16 protein-coding genes are annotated in these 21236 nt (G+C 59.1%); 7 read left to right on the plus strand and 9 right to left on the minus strand.

From position 1 onward, the window contains the following. Positions 1-74: 74 nt before the first annotated feature. The 5 genes from CJ255_RS05560 to CJ255_RS05580 form a co-directional block, all read right to left on the minus strand. Positions 75-767 (minus strand): hypothetical protein, encoded by a 693-nt coding sequence (locus CJ255_RS05560; RefSeq protein ID WP_097643101.1) that lies wholly within the window; start codon positions 765-767, stop codon positions 75-77. A 63-nt stretch (positions 768-830) separates the two neighbouring features. Next, positions 831-1211 (minus strand): hypothetical protein, encoded by a 381-nt coding sequence (locus CJ255_RS05565; protein WP_097643102.1) that lies wholly within the window; start codon positions 1209-1211, stop codon positions 831-833. A 142-nt stretch (positions 1212-1353) separates the two neighbouring features. After that, positions 1354-2463 carry a methylmalonyl Co-A mutase-associated GTPase MeaB gene (gene meaB, locus CJ255_RS05570; protein WP_097643103.1) on the minus strand — a complete coding sequence of 370 codons (1110 nt, stop codon included), beginning with the start codon at positions 2461-2463 and terminating at the stop codon, positions 1354-1356. Between the two features lie 38 nt (positions 2464-2501). Next, positions 2502-4682, minus strand: coding sequence for a methylmalonyl-CoA mutase (gene scpA, locus CJ255_RS05575; protein ID WP_097643104.1), 2181 nt, complete (start codon positions 4680-4682; stop codon positions 2502-2504). Next, positions 4679-6829 carry a methylmalonyl-CoA mutase family protein gene (locus CJ255_RS05580; RefSeq protein ID WP_097643105.1) on the minus strand — a complete coding sequence of 717 codons (2151 nt, stop codon included), beginning with the start codon at positions 6827-6829 and terminating at the stop codon, positions 4679-4681. Before CJ255_RS05580 ends, scpA begins: the two co-directional genes overlap by 4 nt. Positions 6830-7293: 464 nt before the next feature. Between CJ255_RS05580 and CJ255_RS05585 the strand changes: the two genes are divergently transcribed. Next, on the plus strand, positions 7294-8451 hold the full coding sequence (locus tag CJ255_RS05585) for a 6-phosphofructokinase (RefSeq protein ID WP_097643106.1): 1158 nt from the start codon (positions 7294-7296) through the stop codon (positions 8449-8451). A 130-nt stretch (positions 8452-8581) separates the two neighbouring features. Here the strand turns inward: CJ255_RS05585 and gyrB are convergent, their stop codons facing one another. Both gyrB and CJ255_RS05595 read right to left on the minus strand, forming a co-directional pair. Beyond that, positions 8582-10516 (minus strand): DNA topoisomerase (ATP-hydrolyzing) subunit B, encoded by a 1935-nt coding sequence (gene gyrB, locus CJ255_RS05590; RefSeq protein WP_174714054.1) that lies wholly within the window; start codon positions 10514-10516, stop codon positions 8582-8584. Positions 10517-10537: 21 nt separating this feature from the next. Further along, positions 10538-11440 (minus strand): hypothetical protein, encoded by a 903-nt coding sequence (locus tag CJ255_RS05595; RefSeq protein WP_097643107.1) that lies wholly within the window; start codon positions 11438-11440, stop codon positions 10538-10540. Positions 11441-11765: 325 nt separating this feature from the next. Here CJ255_RS05595 and CJ255_RS05600 point away from each other — a divergent pair, with 325 nt between their 5' ends. After that, complete coding sequence (locus CJ255_RS05600; RefSeq protein WP_097643108.1) at positions 11766-12839, plus strand: cobalamin B12-binding domain-containing protein; 1074 nt, start codon at positions 11766-11768, stop codon at positions 12837-12839. 468 nt (positions 12840-13307) lie between these two features. Here CJ255_RS05600 and CJ255_RS05605 read toward each other — a convergent pair whose 3' ends face one another. After that, positions 13308-13907, minus strand: coding sequence for a 2Fe-2S iron-sulfur cluster-binding protein (locus tag CJ255_RS05605; RefSeq protein WP_165774580.1), 600 nt, complete (start codon positions 13905-13907; stop codon positions 13308-13310). Positions 13908-14212: 305 nt separating this feature from the next. Between CJ255_RS05605 and CJ255_RS05610 the strand changes: the two genes are divergently transcribed. From CJ255_RS05610 to CJ255_RS05630, 5 genes are all read left to right on the plus strand, one after another. Continuing rightward, the gene (locus CJ255_RS05610) at positions 14213-15301 is read left to right on the plus strand and encodes a M20 family metallopeptidase (protein ID WP_097643110.1); all 1089 of its coding nucleotides are present in this window, start codon (positions 14213-14215) and stop codon (positions 15299-15301) included. Between the two features lie 119 nt (positions 15302-15420). Then, positions 15421-15750 (plus strand): DUF433 domain-containing protein, encoded by a 330-nt coding sequence (locus CJ255_RS05615; RefSeq protein WP_097643111.1) that lies wholly within the window; start codon positions 15421-15423, stop codon positions 15748-15750. Between the two features lie 3 nt (positions 15751-15753). Continuing rightward, positions 15754-16092 (plus strand): DUF5615 family PIN-like protein, encoded by a 339-nt coding sequence (locus CJ255_RS05620; RefSeq protein ID WP_097643112.1) that lies wholly within the window; start codon positions 15754-15756, stop codon positions 16090-16092. Positions 16093-16102: 10 nt separating this feature from the next. Next, positions 16103-17188, plus strand: coding sequence for a methyltransferase domain-containing protein (locus CJ255_RS05625; protein WP_097643113.1), 1086 nt, complete (start codon positions 16103-16105; stop codon positions 17186-17188). Then, positions 17185-19398, plus strand: a complete 2214-nt coding sequence (locus CJ255_RS05630; protein WP_174714055.1) for a hypothetical protein — start codon at positions 17185-17187, stop codon at positions 19396-19398. Before CJ255_RS05625 ends, CJ255_RS05630 begins: the two co-directional genes overlap by 4 nt. On the opposite strand, the gene CJ255_RS05635 is transcribed toward CJ255_RS05630, so the two are convergent. Then, positions 19395-20939, minus strand: coding sequence for an aldehyde dehydrogenase family protein (locus CJ255_RS05635; protein WP_097643114.1), 1545 nt, complete (start codon positions 20937-20939; stop codon positions 19395-19397). The two genes, CJ255_RS05630 and CJ255_RS05635, sit on opposite strands and share 4 nt — an antisense overlap. Positions 20940-21236 lie beyond the last annotated feature (297 nt).

The following is a 21236-nucleotide window of genomic DNA, read 5'->3' on the forward strand; positions in this document are numbered from 1 at the left end:
GAGGGGGCGGGTGGCGCGTCTTCGCGTCTTCGCGTCTTCGCGTCTTCGCGTCCTCGCGTCCTCGCATCCCGGCACTACGCCGTAGGCGGCTTAAAATAGCGCCGGTCGCCCGGCAAGCTATCGGAATCGTCGTCGCTACGCTCGTGCGCCGAGCCAAACTGGGCATAGAGCAACTCCAGCATTGCGTGGAGTTCAGCACAGAGCTCCTCGAAGGTCAAGGCGAGCAGATCGGCATCATAGAGCGCATCGTTCAGATTCCAGACGCGCAGGGCGGTAATCGTACGCACGCGGGCGACACCGCCGGGATCGAAGGAGATGATACTATCTACCCGCATGACCGCGCTGTCTTCCACGAGGGAGCTATGCAACTCTTGGATGCCGTGGGCAACCAAAGGCAGACTAGCCACATCGCGTTGTTGGTCAAAATTGAGGGGCAGAAAGTAGGTCACCTCGACATCAAGGGAAGGCCCGGCGTAACTTTGGGCAAAGAGGCGTTCATCTACAAAGCGCTCAATGTCATCGAGCGAATCGCCGCCGCGCAGCGAGAAGACGGTAAACTCTGGCGACCAGCGAAACGCAATCACCGCACGCAGGGGCGGCTCTTCGGGGCCACTATCGTCCTCAAGCTCATCAGGCAGGCATGTAATGGTCAGGCTACGTCCGAGCGCATGGGTATCGAGTAACTCTTGGGTATAGGCAATGTTTAAGCCTGAGCGTTCGATAGCCCCAAGGAGAACAGCAACAAAATTTTCATAGGTAAGCAGCATGGATGCCCTTGGCTAAGCGTTATTGGGTTCATTATACACCCTAGTGGCAAAGCAACGGGGCAATCAACAACATCCGCTTCCCTTAGAAGTTTCTGCTTCCCTAACAACATGGCCCAACAGTGCAAGGCCCATCATTGCCAGCGGAAAGAGCATAAAGCCCGCCAGCAGTTCGGGCAGAATAAGCGTATAGAGCAGCCCGGCAACCGCTGTTGCGCTGATTGTCATCACAAGGCTATTGACCATTTGCCCCCAGCTCAGGAGGATGCGAGCCACTGCAAAGAGTAGCCCTAATGCCGCTGTAATAGCTGCAACCATGCCTAGCGTTGGTGAGCGAAATACCCATGCACTAACAAGTTCGACCAAGCTGAAGCTGAGGGTGGCATATTGCACCACCGCAAAGAAACCATTGTAGCGTTTGCCGATGTTGGTGTCGTTTGGGTTCATACTGGGGATGGAGCGGTTTTGCCGCTGCCAGAATTCAGAAGCTGTCTGAAAAGCTCGTGGGCACACGCCGGAGTGCCGGCTTTAGCCGGCTGAAGCCGGCACTCCAACGCCAGTTCATAGACTTTTCAGAAGCTTCTCACCCTCAACCCTCGTAGAGCTTCACCAGTTGTTGCACCGCTGCGGTGACGGGCAGTTCGCCCGCGACTACGGCGGACTCAATGGCGGGCATCTGGTTGCGGACGGCGGGGTGGGCGTAGAAGCGGCTACGCAGGTAGTCTTCGATCAGGCTGCTTACCCAGTCGCGGGCTTGGGCGCTGCGCCGTTCGGCAAAGGCCCCCGAAGCTTCGGTTTCGCTGCGGAATTGCTGAATGACCTCCCAGACGGCAGGGATACCTTCGCCGCTGAGCGATGAGCAGGTGTAGGCGCGGGTGCGCCAGCCGCTGGTTGCGGGGGCCATGTAGTGCAAGGCCCGGTTGTAGTCGGCTTGGGCCCCCTTCGCTTTAGCCTGGTTGTCGCCGTCGGCTTTGGTGATGACGAGGGCGTCGGCCAATTCCATGATGCCCTTCTTGATGCCTTGGAGCTCGTCGCCCGCTCCGGCGAGCATCAGCAGCAGGAAGAAATCCACCATGCCGCGTACCGTCACTTCGCTCTGCCCGACCCCAACGGTCTCGACGAGGATCACGTCGAAGCCTGCGGCCTCACAGAGGAGCATCGTCTCGCGGCTCTTGCGGGCCACCCCGCCCAGGCTGCCGCCAGTGGGCGAGGGGCGGATGTAGGCGTTGGCATGGCGCGAAAGCAGCTCCATGCGCGTCTTGTCGCCAAGGATGCTGCCCCGCGTCAAGCTGCTTGAGGGGTCTACAGCGAGGACGGCGACCTTATGGCCCGCCTCGCAGAGCATGTGGCCGAATGATTCAATGAAGGTGCTTTTGCCAACACCGGGCACGCCGGTGACGCCGATGCGCAGGGCGTTGCCGGTGCGTGGCAGCAGCGCCTGGAGGACTTCCTGGGCCTGGGCGATGTGGCCCGCTGCATTGCTCTCGATCAGCGTAATCGCCCGCGCTAGGATGGTGCGGTCACCCGCAGCCACCCCGGCAACATAGTCTTCGGTGGCGAGGCGACGGCGGCGGGCACCCGGGCTGGCACCGCCACCGCCGCCGCTACTCTGACCGGGCAGCCCGTCGTGGCCACCCTTGACACCGCCCATCACCGAGACGGCGAAGATCTCGTCGTTCGGCTGCCTACCTAAACTCATGCCGTAATACCTTTCAAAGGGGCTTACCCCACCCCTCATCACACCTCTTCCAGCCGTTCGCGCAGTTGCATCAGCAGCTTCTCGGCGGCGACGGGCACGACGGTGCCGGGACCAAAGATCATCGCAGCCCCATGCTCGCGTAGGAAGGCGTAGTCTTGGGCTGGGATGACGCCGCCAACCACTACCATGATGTCGTCGCGCCCCTGCTTGCGGAGTTCTGTGACCAACTGCGGTAGCAGGGTTTTGTGACCAGCGGCCAAGGAGCTCATGCCGACAATGTGGACATCGTTTTCAACCGCTTGGCGCGCCACCTCTTCGGGGGTCTGGAAGAGCGAACCAATGTCTACGTCGAAGCCGAGGTCGGCGAAGGCGGTGGCTACCACCTTGGCCCCACGGTCGTGGCCGTCTTGACCCATCTTGGCGACGAGGATGCGCGGACGCCGCCCTTCGTGCTGGGCAAACTCGTCGGCCAGGGTGCGCACACGGCTGACGTGTTCGGCGTCACTGTATTCGCTGCTGTAGACGCCTGAAATGGAGCGGATGACCGCTTGGTAGCGTCCAAAGGCTTGCTCCATGGCCAGCGAAATCTCGCCAAGGCTGGCCCGCGCCCGTGCGGCTTCGATGGCGAGGGCCAACAGGTTGCCTTCGCCACTCTGCGCGGCGGCGGTCAGTGCCCCCAAGGTAGACTGCACCCGCGTCTCGTCGCGCTCGGCCCGCAGCTTGGCCAGGCGCTCAAGCTGGGATTGGCGTACCGCAGTGTTGTCCACTTCGAGGATTTCGATGGGCGCTTCTTGGGCGAGGCGGTACTTATTGACGCCGACAATCGTCTCTTGGCCCGAATCGATGTGGGCCTGACGACGGGCCGAAGCCTCTTCGATACGGAGCTTGGGCACGCCCGCTTCAATCGCCTTGGCCATGCCGCCAAGCCCTTCAACCTCTTCGATATGGGCCCAGGCGCGGCGGGCCAGGGCATCGGTGAGGTGTTCAAGGTAGTAGGAACCGCCCCAGGGGTCTACAATCTTGCAGATGCCGGTCTCTTCCTGCAGGAAGAGTTGGGTATTGCGGGCGATACGGGCCGAGAAATCGGTGGGTAGCGCAATCGCCTCATCGAGCGAATTGGTATGCAGCGACTGAGTATGGCCCAAGGCCGCCGCCATCGCCTCGATGCATGTACGCGCCACATTGTTGAAGGGGTCTTGCTCGGTCAGGCTCCAGCCCGAGGTTTGCGAGTGGGTACGCAGCGCCAGCGACTTGACCTCCTTGGGCGCGAACTGCTGGATGATCTTGGCCCAGAGCAGCCGCCCGGCGCGCATCTTGGCCACCTCCATGAAATAGTTCATGCCCACGGCCCAGAAGAAGGAGAGACGCGGCGCAAAGCTGTCAATCGTCATGCCCGCCTTGATCCCAGCGCGTACATACTCTAGCCCATCGGCGAGGGTATAGGCCAACTCCAGATCCGCCGTTGCGCCCGCCTCTTGCATATGGTAGCCAGAGATACTAATGCTATTGAACTTGGGCATGTTCTGCGCCGTATAGGCGAAGATGTCGGCAATGATCCGCATGGATGGCTCAGGCGGGTAGATGTAGGTGTTGCGCACCATATACTCTTTGAGGATGTCGTTTTGGATGGTGCCGGTGAGCTGCTTATGGCTCACGCCCTGCTCTTCGGCGGCAACGATATAGAAGGCAAGGATGGGCACCACCGCGCCGTTCATGGTCATCGAGACCGACATCTGATCGAGGGGGATGCCGTCGAAGAGGATTTTGGCATCCAGGATCGAGTCAATGGCCACGCCAGCTTTGCCCACATCACCCACCACGCGGGGGTGATCCGAATCGTAGCCACGGTGGGTGGCCAAGTCAAAGGCGACCGAGAGCCCCTTCTGGCCAGCGGCGAGGTTGCGCCGGTAGAAGGCATTGCTCGCCTCAGCCGTCGAGAAGCCCGCATACTGGCGCACCGTCCAAGGCTGGGCGACATACATGGTCGGATAGGGGCCACGCAGATAGGGCGGCAGACCAGCGGTAAAGCCAAGGTGTTCCAAGCGATCCATATCCGCCGCCGTATAGAGCGGGCGCACCGGAATCTGCTCCATCGTCTGCCAAAGCTGCTCATCGAGGCTACGCCCTGTCGTAGCCTCCGCCTCCGCCTGCCAGCGCGTGGCATCGGCAGCCGCTGTGGGGCCATTGTAGGGCATAGAGGTAAAATCGGGATTACTCACGAGGCCACTCCTTTCGTCTGCTGGAGGTGCGCGAGGATCGCATAACAATCGGCACGCAGGTGGATAAACTCGTCCACGCCAGCGGCGCGGTGGGCCTCAAGCTGCTCGCTGGGATAGCCCGCCAAGATGACGGTCGTTTCTGGATTGGCCGTCTTGAGCAGCTTTGTCAGCGGCGGCACCAGTTCAGGATAGCGGTCGTCGGTGGCGCAGATGACCACAATGGGTGCGCCGGAGGCTTGGGCGGCTTCGGCGGCCTCTTCAGGGCTTGTGAAGCCCGAACCGCTGATCACCGCAAAGCCCCCCGCCTCAAAGAAGCCGGTGGCAAAATCGGCGCGGGCCTTGTGCTGGGCCAGCGGCCCCATGCCTGCCAGGAAGACACTGGGGCGTGCGCCGGTACGGGCTGCATACTGTTCGGCATTCTGGCGCAACGCCTCAAACTGCTCACTGGCGCGATGGGCCGGCAGCGGCGTAATGCAATTGGTAGGACTCGTGGGGCCGCGCAGGGTCACGGCCAGCTCGCCAATGGTTGCACCCAGGCGGGCCGCAGCGACCGCACCAGTGATCCAGACTTGGGGCGCATTGCCTGCAACCTCCGCGAGGGCGCTCTGTAGGGCAGCGGGATCGCGGGCGGCACGCAGGTGGCCCACCTCAGTGCTACGCTCCACCTGAAGCGCGGCATAATCCACCGTGCGGGCGGTGGGTTGCTGCTCCTTGAGATTGACGAACATATTGGCCCCAATGATCACCTCGCGGCGTTGGCCAATCTGGCTGAAGCGCTCATGGCGCGTCGCAGTAATCTGGGTCTGTGGCAAGCCCGCAGCGAGTGCGGCGACCATCCCGCCCTGGCCCTCCACCTCTTGGAAGAGCGTCCAAGCCAAACGCGCAATCTCATCGGTGAGCTTCTCAACCGCCCAAGCGCCACCAGCGGGATCGATCAGGCGCACAAAGTGGCACTCCTCTTGCAGAATGATCTGCACATTCCGCGCAACGCGCCGCGAAAACTCATCAGGCAGGCCCAACGGCTCATCGAAGGGGCTGACATGGAGGCTCGTGCAGCCCCCCATCACCGCCGCGAACGCCTCAGAGGTTGCCCGCAGCATATTGTTGTAGGCATCATTGCGCGTCTTGGTCCACGCAGAGGTACGAGCGTGGATGTGCATACGCTGGGCCTGCTCATCGCCCCCAAAGGCGGCCACAATCCGCGCCCAGAGCATGCGGGCGGCACGCAGGCGCGCCATTTCAATAAAGAAGGGCGCACCCACCGAGAAGGCGAACTGCATGCGTGGTGCGACACGATTGACCTCAAGGCCACGCTCCTGCATCGCCCGCAGATAGGCCACGCCGGTTGCCAAGGCAAAAGCGAGGTCTTGCACCACACTTGCACCAGCATTGTGGTAGGGATGGGTCGCAACCTCAATCGTCTGCAGGTGGGGCGCATGTTCAAGCGCCCAAGCGGTCAAGGCGGCCAACTCGTCATAATTCTGGGCCAGCGGCCCCTGGAGCGCACCGTGGGCAGCCAGCACCGCCAGCGGATCCATCAGCAAGCCACCGCGCAGATCAGCGGGATCGCCCTCATAGGTAGCGAGCAGCAGAGCCAACAGCGGCAAACCCGCCGTACCTGCCGCCATGCGGATGGGCGTCTTGGCAAGATCAATACCCTCCAAGAGTACCAACAGATCGGCACTAGAGGCCAGCGACGTACCCCCCTGACCGACAATCGGCACCGGGGCCTGATCGGGATCAAAACCATGGCGGCTCGCCTGGTCAAGGATGACATGGAGCATACTCAAGCCGCGGGGCAGATCCTCATGGGCCGCTTGGTTGACGGCACTCGCCGTCGGATAGGGCAACTCCTGGGCGACCATCCAGGGGTGGGCGAGGTAGCCTTCGGCCTGGGTACCACGTAGGAACGGAGCTTGGCCGGGCAACGAAGCGACTTGGGGCAACTCGGCAACATCAGCCGCATTGTAGATCGGCTGAAGCTGCAACCCCTCATAGGTCTTCGTCAACAACTTCTTCTCGAACGGAACGCCTTTGAGCGTCTTTTCGGCAGCAGCACGCCATGCCTCATAGCTTGCCGGAGCAAACATATCAAAAAGTGGCGTGGCCGCATCGCCAGGCGCTTGAACCGTGGGGTCGTGCGTCATCGATCCTCCCTGCTTCATCTGGTTCGTAACCGAGTTACGCTGCTCATCGCGTGGGGATGGCGAAATTATAGCATAGTGGCACGCCTTTGGGGGCTTGGGAGTCAAGGTAGTGCAATTGTTAAGCTTAGGGCACATTTTCTTAACCATCAGTACGCACCGGACTCAGTACAATCATAGAGAATGAGGTGGGCCACCCTGGCGGGGGGTCGGGGGAGGCGAAGCCTCCCGCGAAGAACTTTTTTTCTTCCCACGGAAGAAAAAATTGTTGTTAGCGCGAAAAAGCCTTGGGTTGGCAGGCGACCTCGCGGTGGCTTCGACAGGCTGGCTTCGACAAGCTCAGCCACCGAGCCACCGAGCCACCGCGCCGCTGGCTGAGCCTGTCGAAGCCAAGCGGCGCGGCCCAGAGCTTTTTCGCGCTAACAAATTGTTCTCTGGGGCATTACAAAGGAGTAAAGGAGTAACTGATGCGTATCGGGATCCTCACTGGCGGTGGCGACGTTCCTGGGCTGAATCCCTGTATTAAGGCAGTGGTCAACCGGGCCGCCGCGAATGGATGGGAGGTCATCGGTATTCGGAATGGTTGGGCAGGGTTGCTCAACTACAACCTGGACGATCTGGAAGATGCGGCGCAATGGGTGCAGACTCTCACGCCCACGAGTGTGCGCACGATTGATCGCTCTGGTGGCACCCACTTGCACACCTCGCGTACCAATCCGGCACGGGTAAAACCTGGGACTATGCCCAGTTTTCTCAAAGATAAGTTTGAGTTTACCGTTGAAGATAAGTTTGCCGATGCGACGCCCCATGTCTTGCGCGTACTGGAGCATCTTGGCATTGATACGCTCATTCCAATAGGTGGTGACGACACCTTGAGCTATGGGGTACGTATGCACCAAGAGGGGGTGCGCGTGATTGCGATCCCGAAGACGATGGATAATGATGTCTTCGGTACCGACTACTGCATCGGTTTTAGCACGGCGGTGACGCGCAGCGTCGAGTTCATCAATGCGCTACGCACCCCCGCAGGCAGCCACGAGCGCCTCGCGGTGATCGAGCTCTTCGGGCGCAACAGTGGCGAGACAGCGCTGATTGCGGCCTATTTGGCCGATGCCGACCGGGCGCTGATCAGTGAGGTGCCCTTCGATATTGAACGGGTCGCTAAGTTTGTGGTTGAGGATCGTCGCTCCAACCCAAGTAACTACGCAGTAGTTGTCGTCTCTGAAGGGGCCAGCATGCTCGGCGGCCAGGTGGTCGAGTATGGCCAAGAGGACGCCTATGGCCACAAGAAGCTCGGCGGCATCGGTCAGATCGTGGGCGAAGCCCTGCAGAAGCTCACCGGCATTGATGTGGTCAACCAGCAGCTTGCCTACCTGATGCGCGCCGGAGCGCCCGACTCGCTTGATCGCATGGTCGCAACCTCATACGGCCACTTGGCCATTCAGCAACTCGAGAAGGGCCACGACGGGGTGATGGTCGCTCTGCAGAACGGCGTCTATACCACTGTCCTCGTAGACACTTGTACACGCGGTTTGAAGCGCGTGGATGTGCCGGAGTTGTACGACACTGAGAGCTACCGCCCGCACATTACCCACCTGATCGGCAAGCCGATGTTCTTGTATTAGGCTGTGCTCTTTGTCCCATGTTGATGGCATTGCCGTCAACATGGGACAAGCAGTGTGTTGCAATCCCCAAAAACCACCTATGTGTTCCGTGTTGGTGGCGAAGCCACCAACACGGAACACATAGGTGGTTTTACACATCCAGATCCGTCACTTCACTCGCATGGGTCTGAATGAAGCGGCGACGCGGCGGCACCAGGTCGCCCATGAGCATGGTGAAGGTCTCGTCGGCCAATTGCGCATCCTCCAGATTCACCTGCAGAATCACGCGATTCGCCGGGTTTAGCGTCGTCTCCCAGAGTTGCTCGGCGTTCATCTCGCCGAGACCTTTGTAGCGCTGGATGCCGACCCGTTGCCGTTCCGTTTCGCTCAATTTGCCCAAATAGGTGTCGCGCTCGGCATCCGAGTAGGTGTAGACCTGCTCTTTGCCATGTTTGATGCGGTAAAGGGGGGGTTGGGCGATGAAGAGGTGGCCACTGGTAATCAGTTGACGCATGTGGCGGAAAAAGAAGGTGAGGAGCAATGTTCTGATGTGGCTTCCGTCTACGTCCGCGTCCGCCATCAAGATGATCCGATGGTAGCGCAACTTATCGGGGCTAAACTGCTCTCCAATCGCGGTGCCGATGGCCGTAATCAGTGCCTTGACTTCGGCATTGGAGAGCATCTTGTCCATGCGGCTCTTTTCGACATTGAGGATCTTGCCGCGTAGCGGCAGAATCGCTTGGAAGCGTCGGTCACGTCCCTGCTTGGCGGTGCCACCGGCGCTATCGCCCTCGACGATGTAGAGTTCGCAGCGGGCCGGGTTGGTATCGGAGCAATCGGCCAGTTTGCCAGGGAGCGAGAAGCCCTCCATGGCGCTCTTGCGCGCCGTCTCTTTTACTTTCTGGACAGCCAAGCGTGTACGGGCAGCCGCGAGGGTCTTTTCGATGATGCGTCGCGCCTCGCTTGGATTCTCGTCAAGCCAGGCGGCAAAATCGTCACCGATCACGGTCGCCACCGCGCCCGCCGCCTCAGGGCTCACCAATTTCTCTTTAGTCTGCGAGCTAAAGAGCGGATCCTTCAACTTCACGCTGATCACGGCGGTTAGCCCTTCGCGCACATCATCGCCCGTGAGGTTGGCCTCATTCTCCTTGAGGATACTCTTGGCGCGCGCATAGGTGTTGATCACCCGCGTGAGGGCGGTGCGAAAGCCTGAGATGTGTGCCCCACCGTCGGTGTTGTTAATATTGTTGGCAAATGCGTAGACCGAATCACTATCATAGGTGCCGGTATACTGCATTGCCACTTCAACCGCTACATCATTGACCATGCGTTCCGCATAGAAGGGCTGCTTGTGCAACGTCGCTTTATCTTTATTCAAATGGCGCACATAGCTAATAATCCCGCCCTCAAAGTAGAAGTTGACCTCACGCCCATCACGCTCATCGCAGAAGCGGAAGTGCAAACCTTTGGTCAAATAGGCCATCTCGCGCAGACGTTGCGAGATCGTCTTAAAATTGTAGTCAATGCCATCCTTAAAAATGGTTATATCGGGCTTGAAATGGATACTCGTGCCCGTTCCTTCGGCGGGGCCAACCGCCTGCACGGGGGCTTGCGGCTTGCCAATGCGATACTCCTGCACCCAGAGTTGACCGTGGCGACGCACCTCAGCCCGCATCCACTCTGAGAGCGCATTGACCACCGAGAGGCCCACGCCGTGGAGCCCCGACGAGACCTTATAGCCCCCGTCGCCAAACTTGCCCCCGGCGTGCAACTCGGTCGCGGCCAATTGCAAGGCCGAGACCTGATGCTTGGCATTGATGTCTACGGGAATGCCGCGTCCATTATCACTCACCTGTACCGAGCCATCGGCATAGATGACAATCTCAATGCGTGTGGCATAGCCAGCCAGGGCCTCGTCTACCGAGTTGTCAACGACCTCCTTGATCATATGGTGCAGACCATTGACGTCCGTGGGGCCAATATACATACCGGGGCGCTTGCGTACCGCTTCGAGTCCCTCTAGCACGGTAATCTGGTCGGCACCATAGGATGGCGTTAGGCTTGCGATGCTCTCTTCGTTGCTCATAGGGTATGCTGACTTTCTATATCACATCCAGCGCTGACGATAAAATTCCAAGCGTGCGGCACAGAGCCCACTTCCAACATAGGCGCTCATCAAGATTGCAAAGGTCAACCCGAGTGGGTTGACGGCAAGCTGCCGCCAGACAATACTCAGCCCGCTCACAATGACGTAGCTCAAAATCAAGAGCCCCAGTGTCCCTGCCATGTTGTGTCGTACCATATTGACACTGTAGTAAATGGCGCGTAACGGCCCGGCACGGCTAATCAGAATCGCTTCGGGCGCAAAACCGGTATAGATGTAGGCCCAAAAGATGACGACATACCAAGCGAGCAGAATGAGCAGGGTTGTCTGGGGTAGGGTCAAGATCACCAAGGTCGAGAGGGCGAGAAAGGGCAGCGCCAAAATGAACCCCACCCCCAAGAGGGCCACTAGGTAGCCAATAATGGTGAGCGCCACCCGCAGCGCATAGCGCAGGCTCGCGCGGGGGTGACGATGCACCTGATGAACCACTTCGCTCAAGAGGGTCAAGAAGTAGCTACTGAGCAGTAGCGTCAAAAGGTTGATCAAGACCACCACGCCGAGCAATTGGCCCATGCTACTCAGCCCAACGGCGCTCTCACTCGCCTCTAGGGGTGGGGGCAGTACGGGCACGAAATTGAGCCATGCCAACACCAAGCGCAGATCGCTCAACAAGATCCGTTCGATCAACACCTCTGCTTGCCCTGGTGCCTTGATGAAGTCTTCCAGTGCGGCGAGGCGCGTCTGCATCCGTTCAGCCAAGGCACCCAACCCCAAGGGCGCACCAAGCCACAGGTAGAAGCTGAACCCAGCCGGGATCGTGATTACCCACAGGCGACGGTTCAGCGCCCGGTAGCCCGCACCGACCGTGTCGATCAAGTTGGGGGTTTTGGGCGTTGCAATGCTCAATGTAGCCTCCTCATAACCTACCCATTATACCACATTGAGCCGCTGATGAAAAGGCGAAAACGCGCATTTGTTCGGTTTGCCTGCTTTTGTTAAGCCCTCCGGCGGCGCGGAGGCGGCTTCGCCTCCCCAGAAGAACTTTTTTTCTTCGGCTTTGGCGGCTTCGCCTCCCCAGAAGAAAAAAGCGGGTTTGGGGCATAGCCCCAAAACAGGTTTGAGGGCGATAGTCCTAAACGTAATGAAAAAAGGGAACGTGGTTCCCTCACGTACCTACTCAGTGCTATACTGAGAGAAGCAATCTGCTGCATCAGATGGAAGGAGCTTACCCATGCCTACTGGAACCAACGGAGCTTTGCTGACAAGTTTGCGCCAAAATTACTTAGAAGCACTCGTCTCAGGCAGTGGTCGTGCTGCCGATACGGTGGTCGAGACGGCGTTAGATGCCGATCTGAAGGCGCAACAGATCTACCTCGACATCTTTCAGCCGAGTGCCTATGACATTGGGCGGCTCTGGCAGGCCAATCGGGTGAGTGTGGCCCAGGAGCATGTGGCGACGGCGATCATTGAGCGGCAGATGGGCGAGTTGTACGCCTATTTTAAGCCCCGGCGATCGTTCAAACCCCGTAGCTCTGCGAAGCCGCCCACGATTGTGCTGGGCTGTGTGCCCGATGAGTGGCACCGCGTAGGGGTACGCATGGTCTCCGATTTCTTTGAGGCTGCTGGCTGGCAAGTTCACTACCTGGGTGCTAATGTGCCTGTGCCTGCGCTGGTGGGGATGGTGCGCGAGACCTCCGCTGATATGGTGGGCCTTTCGGCTGAGATGCTCTTCAATCTGCCGCGCGTCAGTGAGTTGGTGCGCTCCCTTGACGAAGTGGGGCTCGGTGGCATCCCGGTGATCGCTGGTGGCATGCCCTTCATCGAACAACCCGAACTCTGGGCCGCACTGAGCCTCCATGGCAGCGCTGGTGATGCTGCTGCTGCGGTCGCAACCGCCGAGCGGGTGCTCAACCTCCACCAAGCCAAGGCCCGCCCCGAACCCGCCGCTGCGGCGGCGCTACGCAGCTACCGTGAGGAGTTGGTGTTAGCCGCGACCAACCGCTGCCTTGCGGCAGGCGATCCTGCCGACCGTGCCCTTTTGCAGGCTGGGTTCAGCTATGCCGTCCGCATGCTCGAGGCAACCCTCAACGCGGGCACGCCTGCGCCACTAAGTGGCCAAGCCGCTTGGGCCACCGAACGGCAACCCCACGATGGCGTTAGCCCAGAGCAACTCCTGAGCCGCTGTGCGCACCTCTATGTCGTGCTTGGTGAGATTATCCCCGCTGTTGAGGCGCAGCAAGCCCAAGCCTACCTCGACTACCTCACGCGCGAGACGGCCCAGCGTGCCGGGATCGAGGAGGAGTGATTGGGAATGCCCCAACTGACCCTCACCCCAGTCACAGATAGGGCTTTGGGATGCCATGGATGGCCCTCACCCCCTACCCCCTTCGGCAAGCTCTGGTTCGACAGGCTCACCAACCGGGCACCGCCTCTCCCACAACGTGGGTTTAAGGGCGGACAGAATTCTTGTGCGGGTGCCTACGGATTCCTGATGGAGATGCGCCGGTTGGCCCTCACCCCCCTTCCCCCTCTCCCACAAGTGGGAGAGGGGGCGAAGACATTGAGATTCTTGGCGTTACAATGAGGTTTTTGCGTGGCAACGTACATATTTTCTGTCCGCCCATAAAACGTTGTGGGAGAGGGGCGAAGGCGTCGCTGTTTTTGTGCGTTCCTTTGCGCTCTTGTGCGGCTATCGGCTATCGGCTATCGGCTATCGGCTATCGGCTATCGGCTATCGGCTATCGGCTATCGGCTACCGGCTACCGGCTATCGGCTAGGCATCCTGCTCCTGCTTCCCGTCAGTCAACAGGTTGGGGCGTGTTTCGGCCTCAACGGTGACGGTCGTCCTGCCATTGAGCATGCGCTCGGTGATGCGTAGGGTATCGCGCATGAAGAGATCCATATTACTGACTGGCCAGACAAAGCGGGTCAAGCCATTGCGTTGCAGGATGCGAAGCCAATTGAAGGGCCATGTGCCGATGTGCTGCCAGTTGACCATAATTACATTGGCCATAAAGGGGCGCATGGTGTCGGCAGCGGTGCTGCCTTCAGGCGGATTGATCACTGCGAGCAGTTGGCGGCGCAACTCCTCGGCCCGAGTGAGCGCCCGCACGGTGCCACGCCCGCGCAAGGCCGCTTGGCAGCCCAAGCGATAGCCATCATCAAGACGGGCTTGGGGGAGCCAGTTGCGTTCAACGTCGGTTACTGGGCTTAGTTGGTCGGCACCATCAATGATACGGCACTCACACATGGTGCAGAGGCCACTCCCATCACAATAGAAGCCAATATGAGCCGCGTGGCGTCGTGCCACCGAAAGCAGCGGCTCACCCAATTTTGCGTCCATCAACTCATCGTTCATCTCAACCTGGGGCATGAAAAGCCTCCTTCGCCATAGTGGCCTGGAAGAAAAAGGGGGGGGTTGGGGCGTAGCCCCATGCGGTGGGGGTTTGGGGGAGGCGCAGCCTACCCCAAAAAACGCTCTCGCTTTGGTGTTGGCGGCGAAGCCGCCAACACCAAAGCAACAAACCGGGTCTGGGGCGTAGCCCCACATACCCATGGCGCCTAAAACCGTACAATCATGGATTGATCATGTGCCTGATTCGATTGTAGCACAGAGTAGCGCGAGTGGCGTGGTATACTAACGTGCAGTTTTGATTTTGCCGTCCAGAGGAGCCGTTTATGAGCGACCCCCTCAGTGCTGAGTTGGCCGCGCTGACATGCGATCTGATCCGTTTCGAGTCGATAGCCGAACGTCCCGATCAATTGGCAGCCGTGATTGACTATGTGGCCAACTATGTGGCTGCGCTTCCGGGTGTTACGATTGAGCGTAGTGTTGCTCATGATAAACCAACATTGGTGGTTACGCTGCGCGAGGGGCGGGCGCCTGCCTTGATGCTCAATGGGCACCTTGATGTGGTGGTGGCGCGGCAGAACCAGTTTACCCCCGAGTTGCGCGGTGAGCGCATCTACGGGCGTGGTGCCCAAGATATGAAGGGTAGTTGTGCGGTGATGCTGCGTCTGATCCGCGATCTGGCCGCGTTGCCTACGCCGCCTGATGTGGGCTTCCAGTTTGTGAGCGACGAGGAGATTGGCGGGGCTCATGGTACCGGACGCCTCTTGGCTGAGGGGTGGCGCTGTGGTTTTATGCTCTGCCTTGAGCCAACTGATCTAGATGTACTCTATGAACATAAGGGGGCTATGTGGATTGAGGTGCGTCTCAATGGCCAAGCTGCCCACGGCTCACGCCCTTGGGAGGGGCGTAATCCAGTTCAGGCGCTGACCCAAGGGCTGCTTGCGCTTGAACAACACTATCCCTCACCAACCAGTGAGGTCTGGCGCACCACCATAACCCCGACGCGCATCAGGGTGGGCGGCGCTTCGCGCAACCAAGTGCCCGCTGAAGCCTCCTTGACCCTCGATATTCGCCATGTCAGCCAAGATCGCCCAGAACAGTTGCTTGCAGCCGTGCAAACATGCTTTCCCAACGGCGAAGTCGTGGTCGCCTCAACGGGCCCAGTCCTCTACACCGATCCCGAACATCCCCAGGTACGCCAGCTTGCTGCCCTGATCACCAAACGTTTGGGTCGTGTGCCGCGCTTCTACCGCGAACACTTCTCAACCGATGCGCGCTACTATACCAACGCGGGCATCCCCGCCGTCTGCCTTGGCCCGGTTGGGGCGGGCCTCCACTCTGATGATGAATGGGTTAGTGTGGCGAGTTTAGTTGATCTGTACCATATATTGCGTGAGTATATGCATATGCTTTAGAAGCTGTCTGAAAAGCTAGTGGGCACGCGCTGGAGTGCCGGCTTTAGCCGGCTGAAGCCGGCACTCCAACGCTAGTTCATAGACGTTTTAGACAGCCTCTTAGACGGAAATGGCCTACCATGAGCACATTAGATGCAGTTGCACAACTCCTACAGCAGATGAATCGAGCCGAAAAGGCCCAATTACTTCAGTGGGTGGTGCGTGATTTAGGCGATGCATTCCCCGGCATTGAGAGCAATCCAGGGGTGTGTGGTGGTGAACCTTGCATTGTACGTACACGCATACCTGTTTGGCTCCTTGTACAGGCGCGACGCCTTGGCGCTAGTGAGGCTGATCTTCTGCACAGTTACTCAGCATTGCGAGCCGAAGATCTTGCTAATGCATGGTCTTACTATCGGACACACCATGCTGCAATTGATGCTCAGATCATTGAAAATGAGGCTGCATAAGCTATGGCACGGCTTTATGCCAATGAGAATTTCCCCTTTCCGGTTGTTGTCGCCCTACGCAAGCTTGGCCATGATGTATTGACAAGCCAAGATGCGGGAAATGCTGGTCGGGCTGTTCCTGATGAAGAGGTACTGAAATTTGCGATAGCACAAGGTCGAATATTATTGACGATCAATCGCAAGCATTTCATTAAATTGCATCGTGTGTCAGCAAAACATGCTGGTATTATTGTGTGTACATATGATCCGGATTTTGTCGGTCAAGCCAATCGTATTGCTGTATTTTTACAAACTCATGCTCCTCTTGATAATGAGTTAATACGAATTAACCGTCCTGTTTGAGGTTTTTATTATGCTGTATGCTTTACAAACAATCCCGGGCCTGGGCCAACTTGCGTGGCACGAGGCTGAACGTAAGTTGCCATTGGGTGATGGTGGCGGGCCGCGTCTGGTTGGCTTGCGGGCTGTGCCGGGTCGGAACGATCTGGTGTTGTTCGATCATCGTGGTGCGGCCAAGCCGCTGTTGGCGCTCCGTAGTAGCGAGGATGTCTTTGTGGTGGCTGCCCGTGCCTTTCGGGTGGCCCCCGATGAGCGCGGTTTGCGCCAGATTTATGCGGCAGTGCGCTATGGCGATGCGATTGCTCCTACGGTTGATCAGTGGCGACGCACGCTTGGGACGCGCCAGCAGGGGGGGACGTTTCGCGTGATTGCGCGGAGCGTTGGCAAGCAGAAGTTTCTGCGCCGCGACCTGGGCCGGGCTGTGAGCGATGCGGTTAAGGATGGCTGGCCGGGCCGCTGGCGTTTGGTGGACGATGATGCGGATCTGGAGGTCTGGGCCACCCTTGTGGATCAGGAGTTGATCTGCACCCTGCGCCTCTCGGATGTGCGGATGCGCCAACGTGGTAAGTTGCGCCACCTGCCTGCTAGTCTGCGCCCGGCCCTTGCTGCCGCGATGGTCAGTCTGACTGAGCCTGAAGCCGATGATGTCTTTGTTGATCCGATGGCTGGCGCAGGCACGCTGCTGGTTGAACGGGCCGCTGCGGGACCCTTTGCCGAAATTCATGGCGGTGATACCAGCCCTGAGGCTTTTAGTGCGCTGCAAGAGAATGTGCGTGGGGTGCGCGGCAAGATCCATGTGAGTCGCTGGGATGCCCGGCGTTTGCCTTTTGCTGATGGTGAAGTGGATAAAATCGCGGTCAATCTGCCCTTTGGCAAACAGATCGGTGCGGAAGCACGCTTGCCGGAACTCTACCGCGCAAGCTTGGTTGAGTTTGTCCGCATCCTACGGCCCGGCGGGCGGTTGGTTGCTCTTGTGGGCGAGCCCCGTGCCCTTGAACAGGCCCGCGCTGGCGCGGCGCGCGCCCTGCGCCCCGGCGCTCGCCATCGGGTTATTGTGCTGGGCAATGCAGCGACCATTTGTGAATTTACCCGAACATGAACCAATGGTTTCTCTCTTGGCGCAATGCTGGTGTGGCCCTCACCCTCTATCTGGCGCTGGCACTGCTGATGACCTGGCCCACGCTACTCCATCTGACCAGCGCTGTGCCTGGGAATGGCTTTGATACCTGGCAGAATATGTGGAATATGTGGTGGCTGCGTGAAGCTTTGCTCACTGGCAGTAACCCCTATTTCACCCCCTACCTCTACCACCCCCACGGCGCTAGTCTGCTGTTGCAGACGCTCAATCCGATCAACTTCCTGATCAGCCTGCCTGTCCACGCCCTCTTTGGGCTGGTGGCTGCCTACAATTTTGTGGTGATCTTTTCGCTCACCGCCAGCGGCTTTGCGACCTACCTGCTGGCTCGTTCGGTCTTGGCCGAGAACGCGATCAGCCTCACCGTGAGTCACGTGGCGGCGTTGCTGGCTGGTACGATCTTTGCCTGTAGCGGCTACCTGCTTTCACAGGTTTTGGGCAGCCACACCCATATGCTTGCTGCGTGGCCAATTCCCTTGGCGGTGCTGGCCTTGCGGCGGGCCGCAGCGCAGCCAAGGGTGGGTTCAATTGCCCTAGCGGGCGGGCTGATTGCGTTGACGCTCTTGAGCGATTGGCAGTATCTGCTCTTCACGCTGATCTGGGCCGCGTGGTATGCTTTGGCGCTGTTGGTTGCCTACCAAGCTCCGTCTGTTTCTAGTGCAACTCTGTGGCAGAAGGTGAGCCTGCGTGTGCGTGGCTCTGGCCTCGTTGCAGTTGGGCTTGCCATCGCTTTGGCACTGCTGCTCATCGCCCCGCTGGCCATTGCTACGGCACGCTTTTCGGCCCAGGTGCCGAGTGCCGAAACCGAAGGCGGTGAGTATTTTCGCCTTGAACACTCCTTTGACCTCGCCGATTTCTTCATTCCTAGCCAGATCCATCCCTTCTGGGGCCGTGTGGCCGAACAGTTGCAGAGCTATAAAGAGCGCACCCACATCCAGAATAAGACCGCCTACCTTGGGCTGGTGACGCTCCTCTTGGTTCTCGTTGGCCTGCGTAGCCGCACAGGGCGCTTCTGGTTGGCGAGTGCGCTCTTGTTTGCGCTGCTGGCTATGGGGCCGCAGTTGCAGGTCTTGGGCAACCTGACCGGCATCCCATTGCCGGGCGCGATCCTCTATGAACTGCCGTTGGTGCGCATCTCACGCTACCCCATGCGGTTTATTGTCTACACGATGCTTGCTTTGGCTATGCTCGCCGCCTTGGGCACGGGTTACCTCCTTAGCCGCCTTGCCCAGTCCTCACGCCCACAGATGTGGCGCAACCTTGTAGCCACAGGCTTGATCATGCTGGTAGTGCTCGACAACCTGACCACGCCCTTTCCACTGGTGCGGGTCTATATTCCAGAGATTTATGCCGAAATCGGGCGTGACGCAGAGAAGTATGCGATCCTCGAAGCGCCCTTCTACTACAATACCAGCCCGGTCTTTATGCTCTACCAGGTGGCTCACCAGAAGTACCTTGTGGGCGGCTACACCTCACGACGGTTGCCCTACCCGCTGGTTGAGCAAATTCCCACCGTGCGGATGTTTGCCTACGCCCAACCTGCGCCCGACATCATCGCCCAAGCTCCCGCTGAGATTGCGTCGAGTGTCTTTCGTTACTTCAATATTCGCTATCTGATGCTGCATAGCGTTGGTGGGGCGCTACGCTATGAGGAGCTGGAGCAGGTCGCACGCGCCGCCTCAGTTGAGGGGCGTCCGGTTGCGCGTGAAACGGCAGCCTTACGCACTTCCGACGCAAGTCGTGCCTCTGGGCTGCTGCGGGCACCCTTTACCATTGAACAACCAGCCGCTGGCTCGGTCTTGGCCTACCGCGTAGCGCCCCCAAGCGAGCCGCTGCCCTTCTTAGGGATTGGCAGTGGCTGGTCGGCACCACTGGTAGCGGGGGCCAGCGTGGAACGGCAGATGAGCGATGCTATGGCCGAGCTTGTGATCTACAGTGCTGAAGCGCAGACTGTGCTCTTTTCGATTGAAAGCACTGGCACTGGCCAGCTTGAACTGAGGGTAGCAGGCGTTACCCTCAGCACGCTAGAGCTGCATCCAACTGCCACACCGCACCACGTAGAACTCAGCATCCCCCGTGGGGCTACGCAACTCTGGTTGCATGCGAGCCACCCTGAGACCGTGGCGGTGCAAATGGTTGATCTGGTGCGCAAAGGAAACGTTCTGTCCCCCTAGCGCGTCTCTGGCAGCAGCGTATAATCGGGGAAGTTGCCATAGAGCCGCTCGTTGGGCTCGCCTTGAGTGACCGACTGCACGAGGTATTTGCCGCCAACGAAACAGCCCTTCCACGAGGCACCCATGCCGCCAAAGACCTCTTCGCGGTCGCCACGCGAGCGCACTTGGTTGATGCCAACCTTGAAGGAGCGCAGTTCACCCGCTACCATGCGGGCAATCTGGGGATCGTCGGTGGCAATTGAGGAGACGAGGTTGCCATTGGAGATGTTCATTTCGCTGATCATCTCTTCGATGCGATCCACAACCACAATGGTGTCTACCGGGCCAAAGGGTTCGTTGTGGTGGAAACGGGCGTTACGCGGCACATTGAGCAGCGTGATCGGCGCAAGGTAGGCGGAGTTGTCTTGGCCCGGCAGGAAGCGGTTGGGATCAAGTTCGCCCTCGAAGAGGCTGATGGCACCCAGGCCAATCGCCTCCGAGTACATCACGCGCAACTCTTCAACCTTGCGGCTATTGATCAGCGGCCCAAAGTCGAGCGTGGGCAACGGATCATCGGGGCTATCTACGAGCAAGGGATGGCCAATCTGCAACGACTTCACGGCTGGCAGGTAGGTGTCGAGGAATTTGGGGAAGAGGCCACGCTGCACCACGAAGCGGATGTAGGCCGTACAACGCTGCTTGCCGTAGGCAAAGCCCTTCTTGATCTGTGCGGCTAGGGCGGGCCAATCGGAGTATTCCCAGATACCGTAGCAATTGACCCCCTCCATCTCAAGCATATAGCGCTTCTCGCGGTCGTAGAGGCTGGCCGCAATGTCGCGCCCGTTGGACTTGCCGCCCACAAAGGCGAGACAAGCGACATCGGGGTTACGCACGAGCGCATCGGAGAGCAGGCCGCCGGAGCCGCTGACGAGCGAGACGGGCAACCCAGCCCGGCGTGCCAGCGCAAAGCCAAGAGTGAGCGCAAACATCCCGCCGTCGGTAGGCGTCTTGGCAATCGCCGCATTGCCCGCCAGAGTCTGAACCAGCACCGAGTGCATGAGCACCGAATAGGGGTAGTTCCACGAAGCAATATTGGAGATCAGGCCGAGGGGCGTGCGCCCCGCCAGCATAGGTTCAATCGCACCAAGATACCACTCAACCCCAGAGATACAGCGATCAATATCGTCACAAGCCAGCGCAAATGGCTTGCCGATCTCCCACATCAACAGATGGGCAATCAGATCGCGGTGGGAGCGCAGTTCTTCAAGGCAGGCAGCCACACGGCTTTTCCGTTCATCGAGATCAACCTGCGACCAATGGGTATGTTCTTGGGCCGCGAAGCGCACGGCTCGCTTGGCCAGATCAAGGTCAATCATGGGCATACGCCCAAGCTCATTGCCATCTACAGGATTGGCATAGTGCTTGCCATGGCCCGGATGACTCCAGTCGCCGCCGATGAGATTGAGCACATGCCCATCGGCCCCAAACGCTTCGGGCGCAGCAGCGCGCAAGCGCGCCAGCAATTGGTTCCACTCAAGACCAGATGCAATCATTTTTGGCATAGGGTGTATCCTTTCAAGCTACTCCTCGATTCCTGTTGAGCATACCGCATACACAAGCGTACCAACGTCCATTGCAAGGCCATATCTGGCGCTCTGTTCCCTGTTCCCTGTTCCCTGTTCTTTGTTCTCTGTTCTTTGTTCTTTGTTCTTTGTTCTGTTCTTTGTTCTGTTCCCTGTTCCCTGTTCCCTGTTCTCTGTTCCCTGTTCCCTGTTCTCTGTTCCCTGTTCTCGTAAGTATAGCATAGTCATGTTTACGCCCATGTTCACGCTGCTGTTCACGCTATGGCGTTATGCTCA

The organism is Candidatus Viridilinea mediisalina (assembly GCF_002532535.1).
Taxonomy (GTDB): Bacteria; Chloroflexota; Chloroflexia; order Chloroflexales; family Chloroflexaceae; genus Viridilinea; species Viridilinea mediisalina.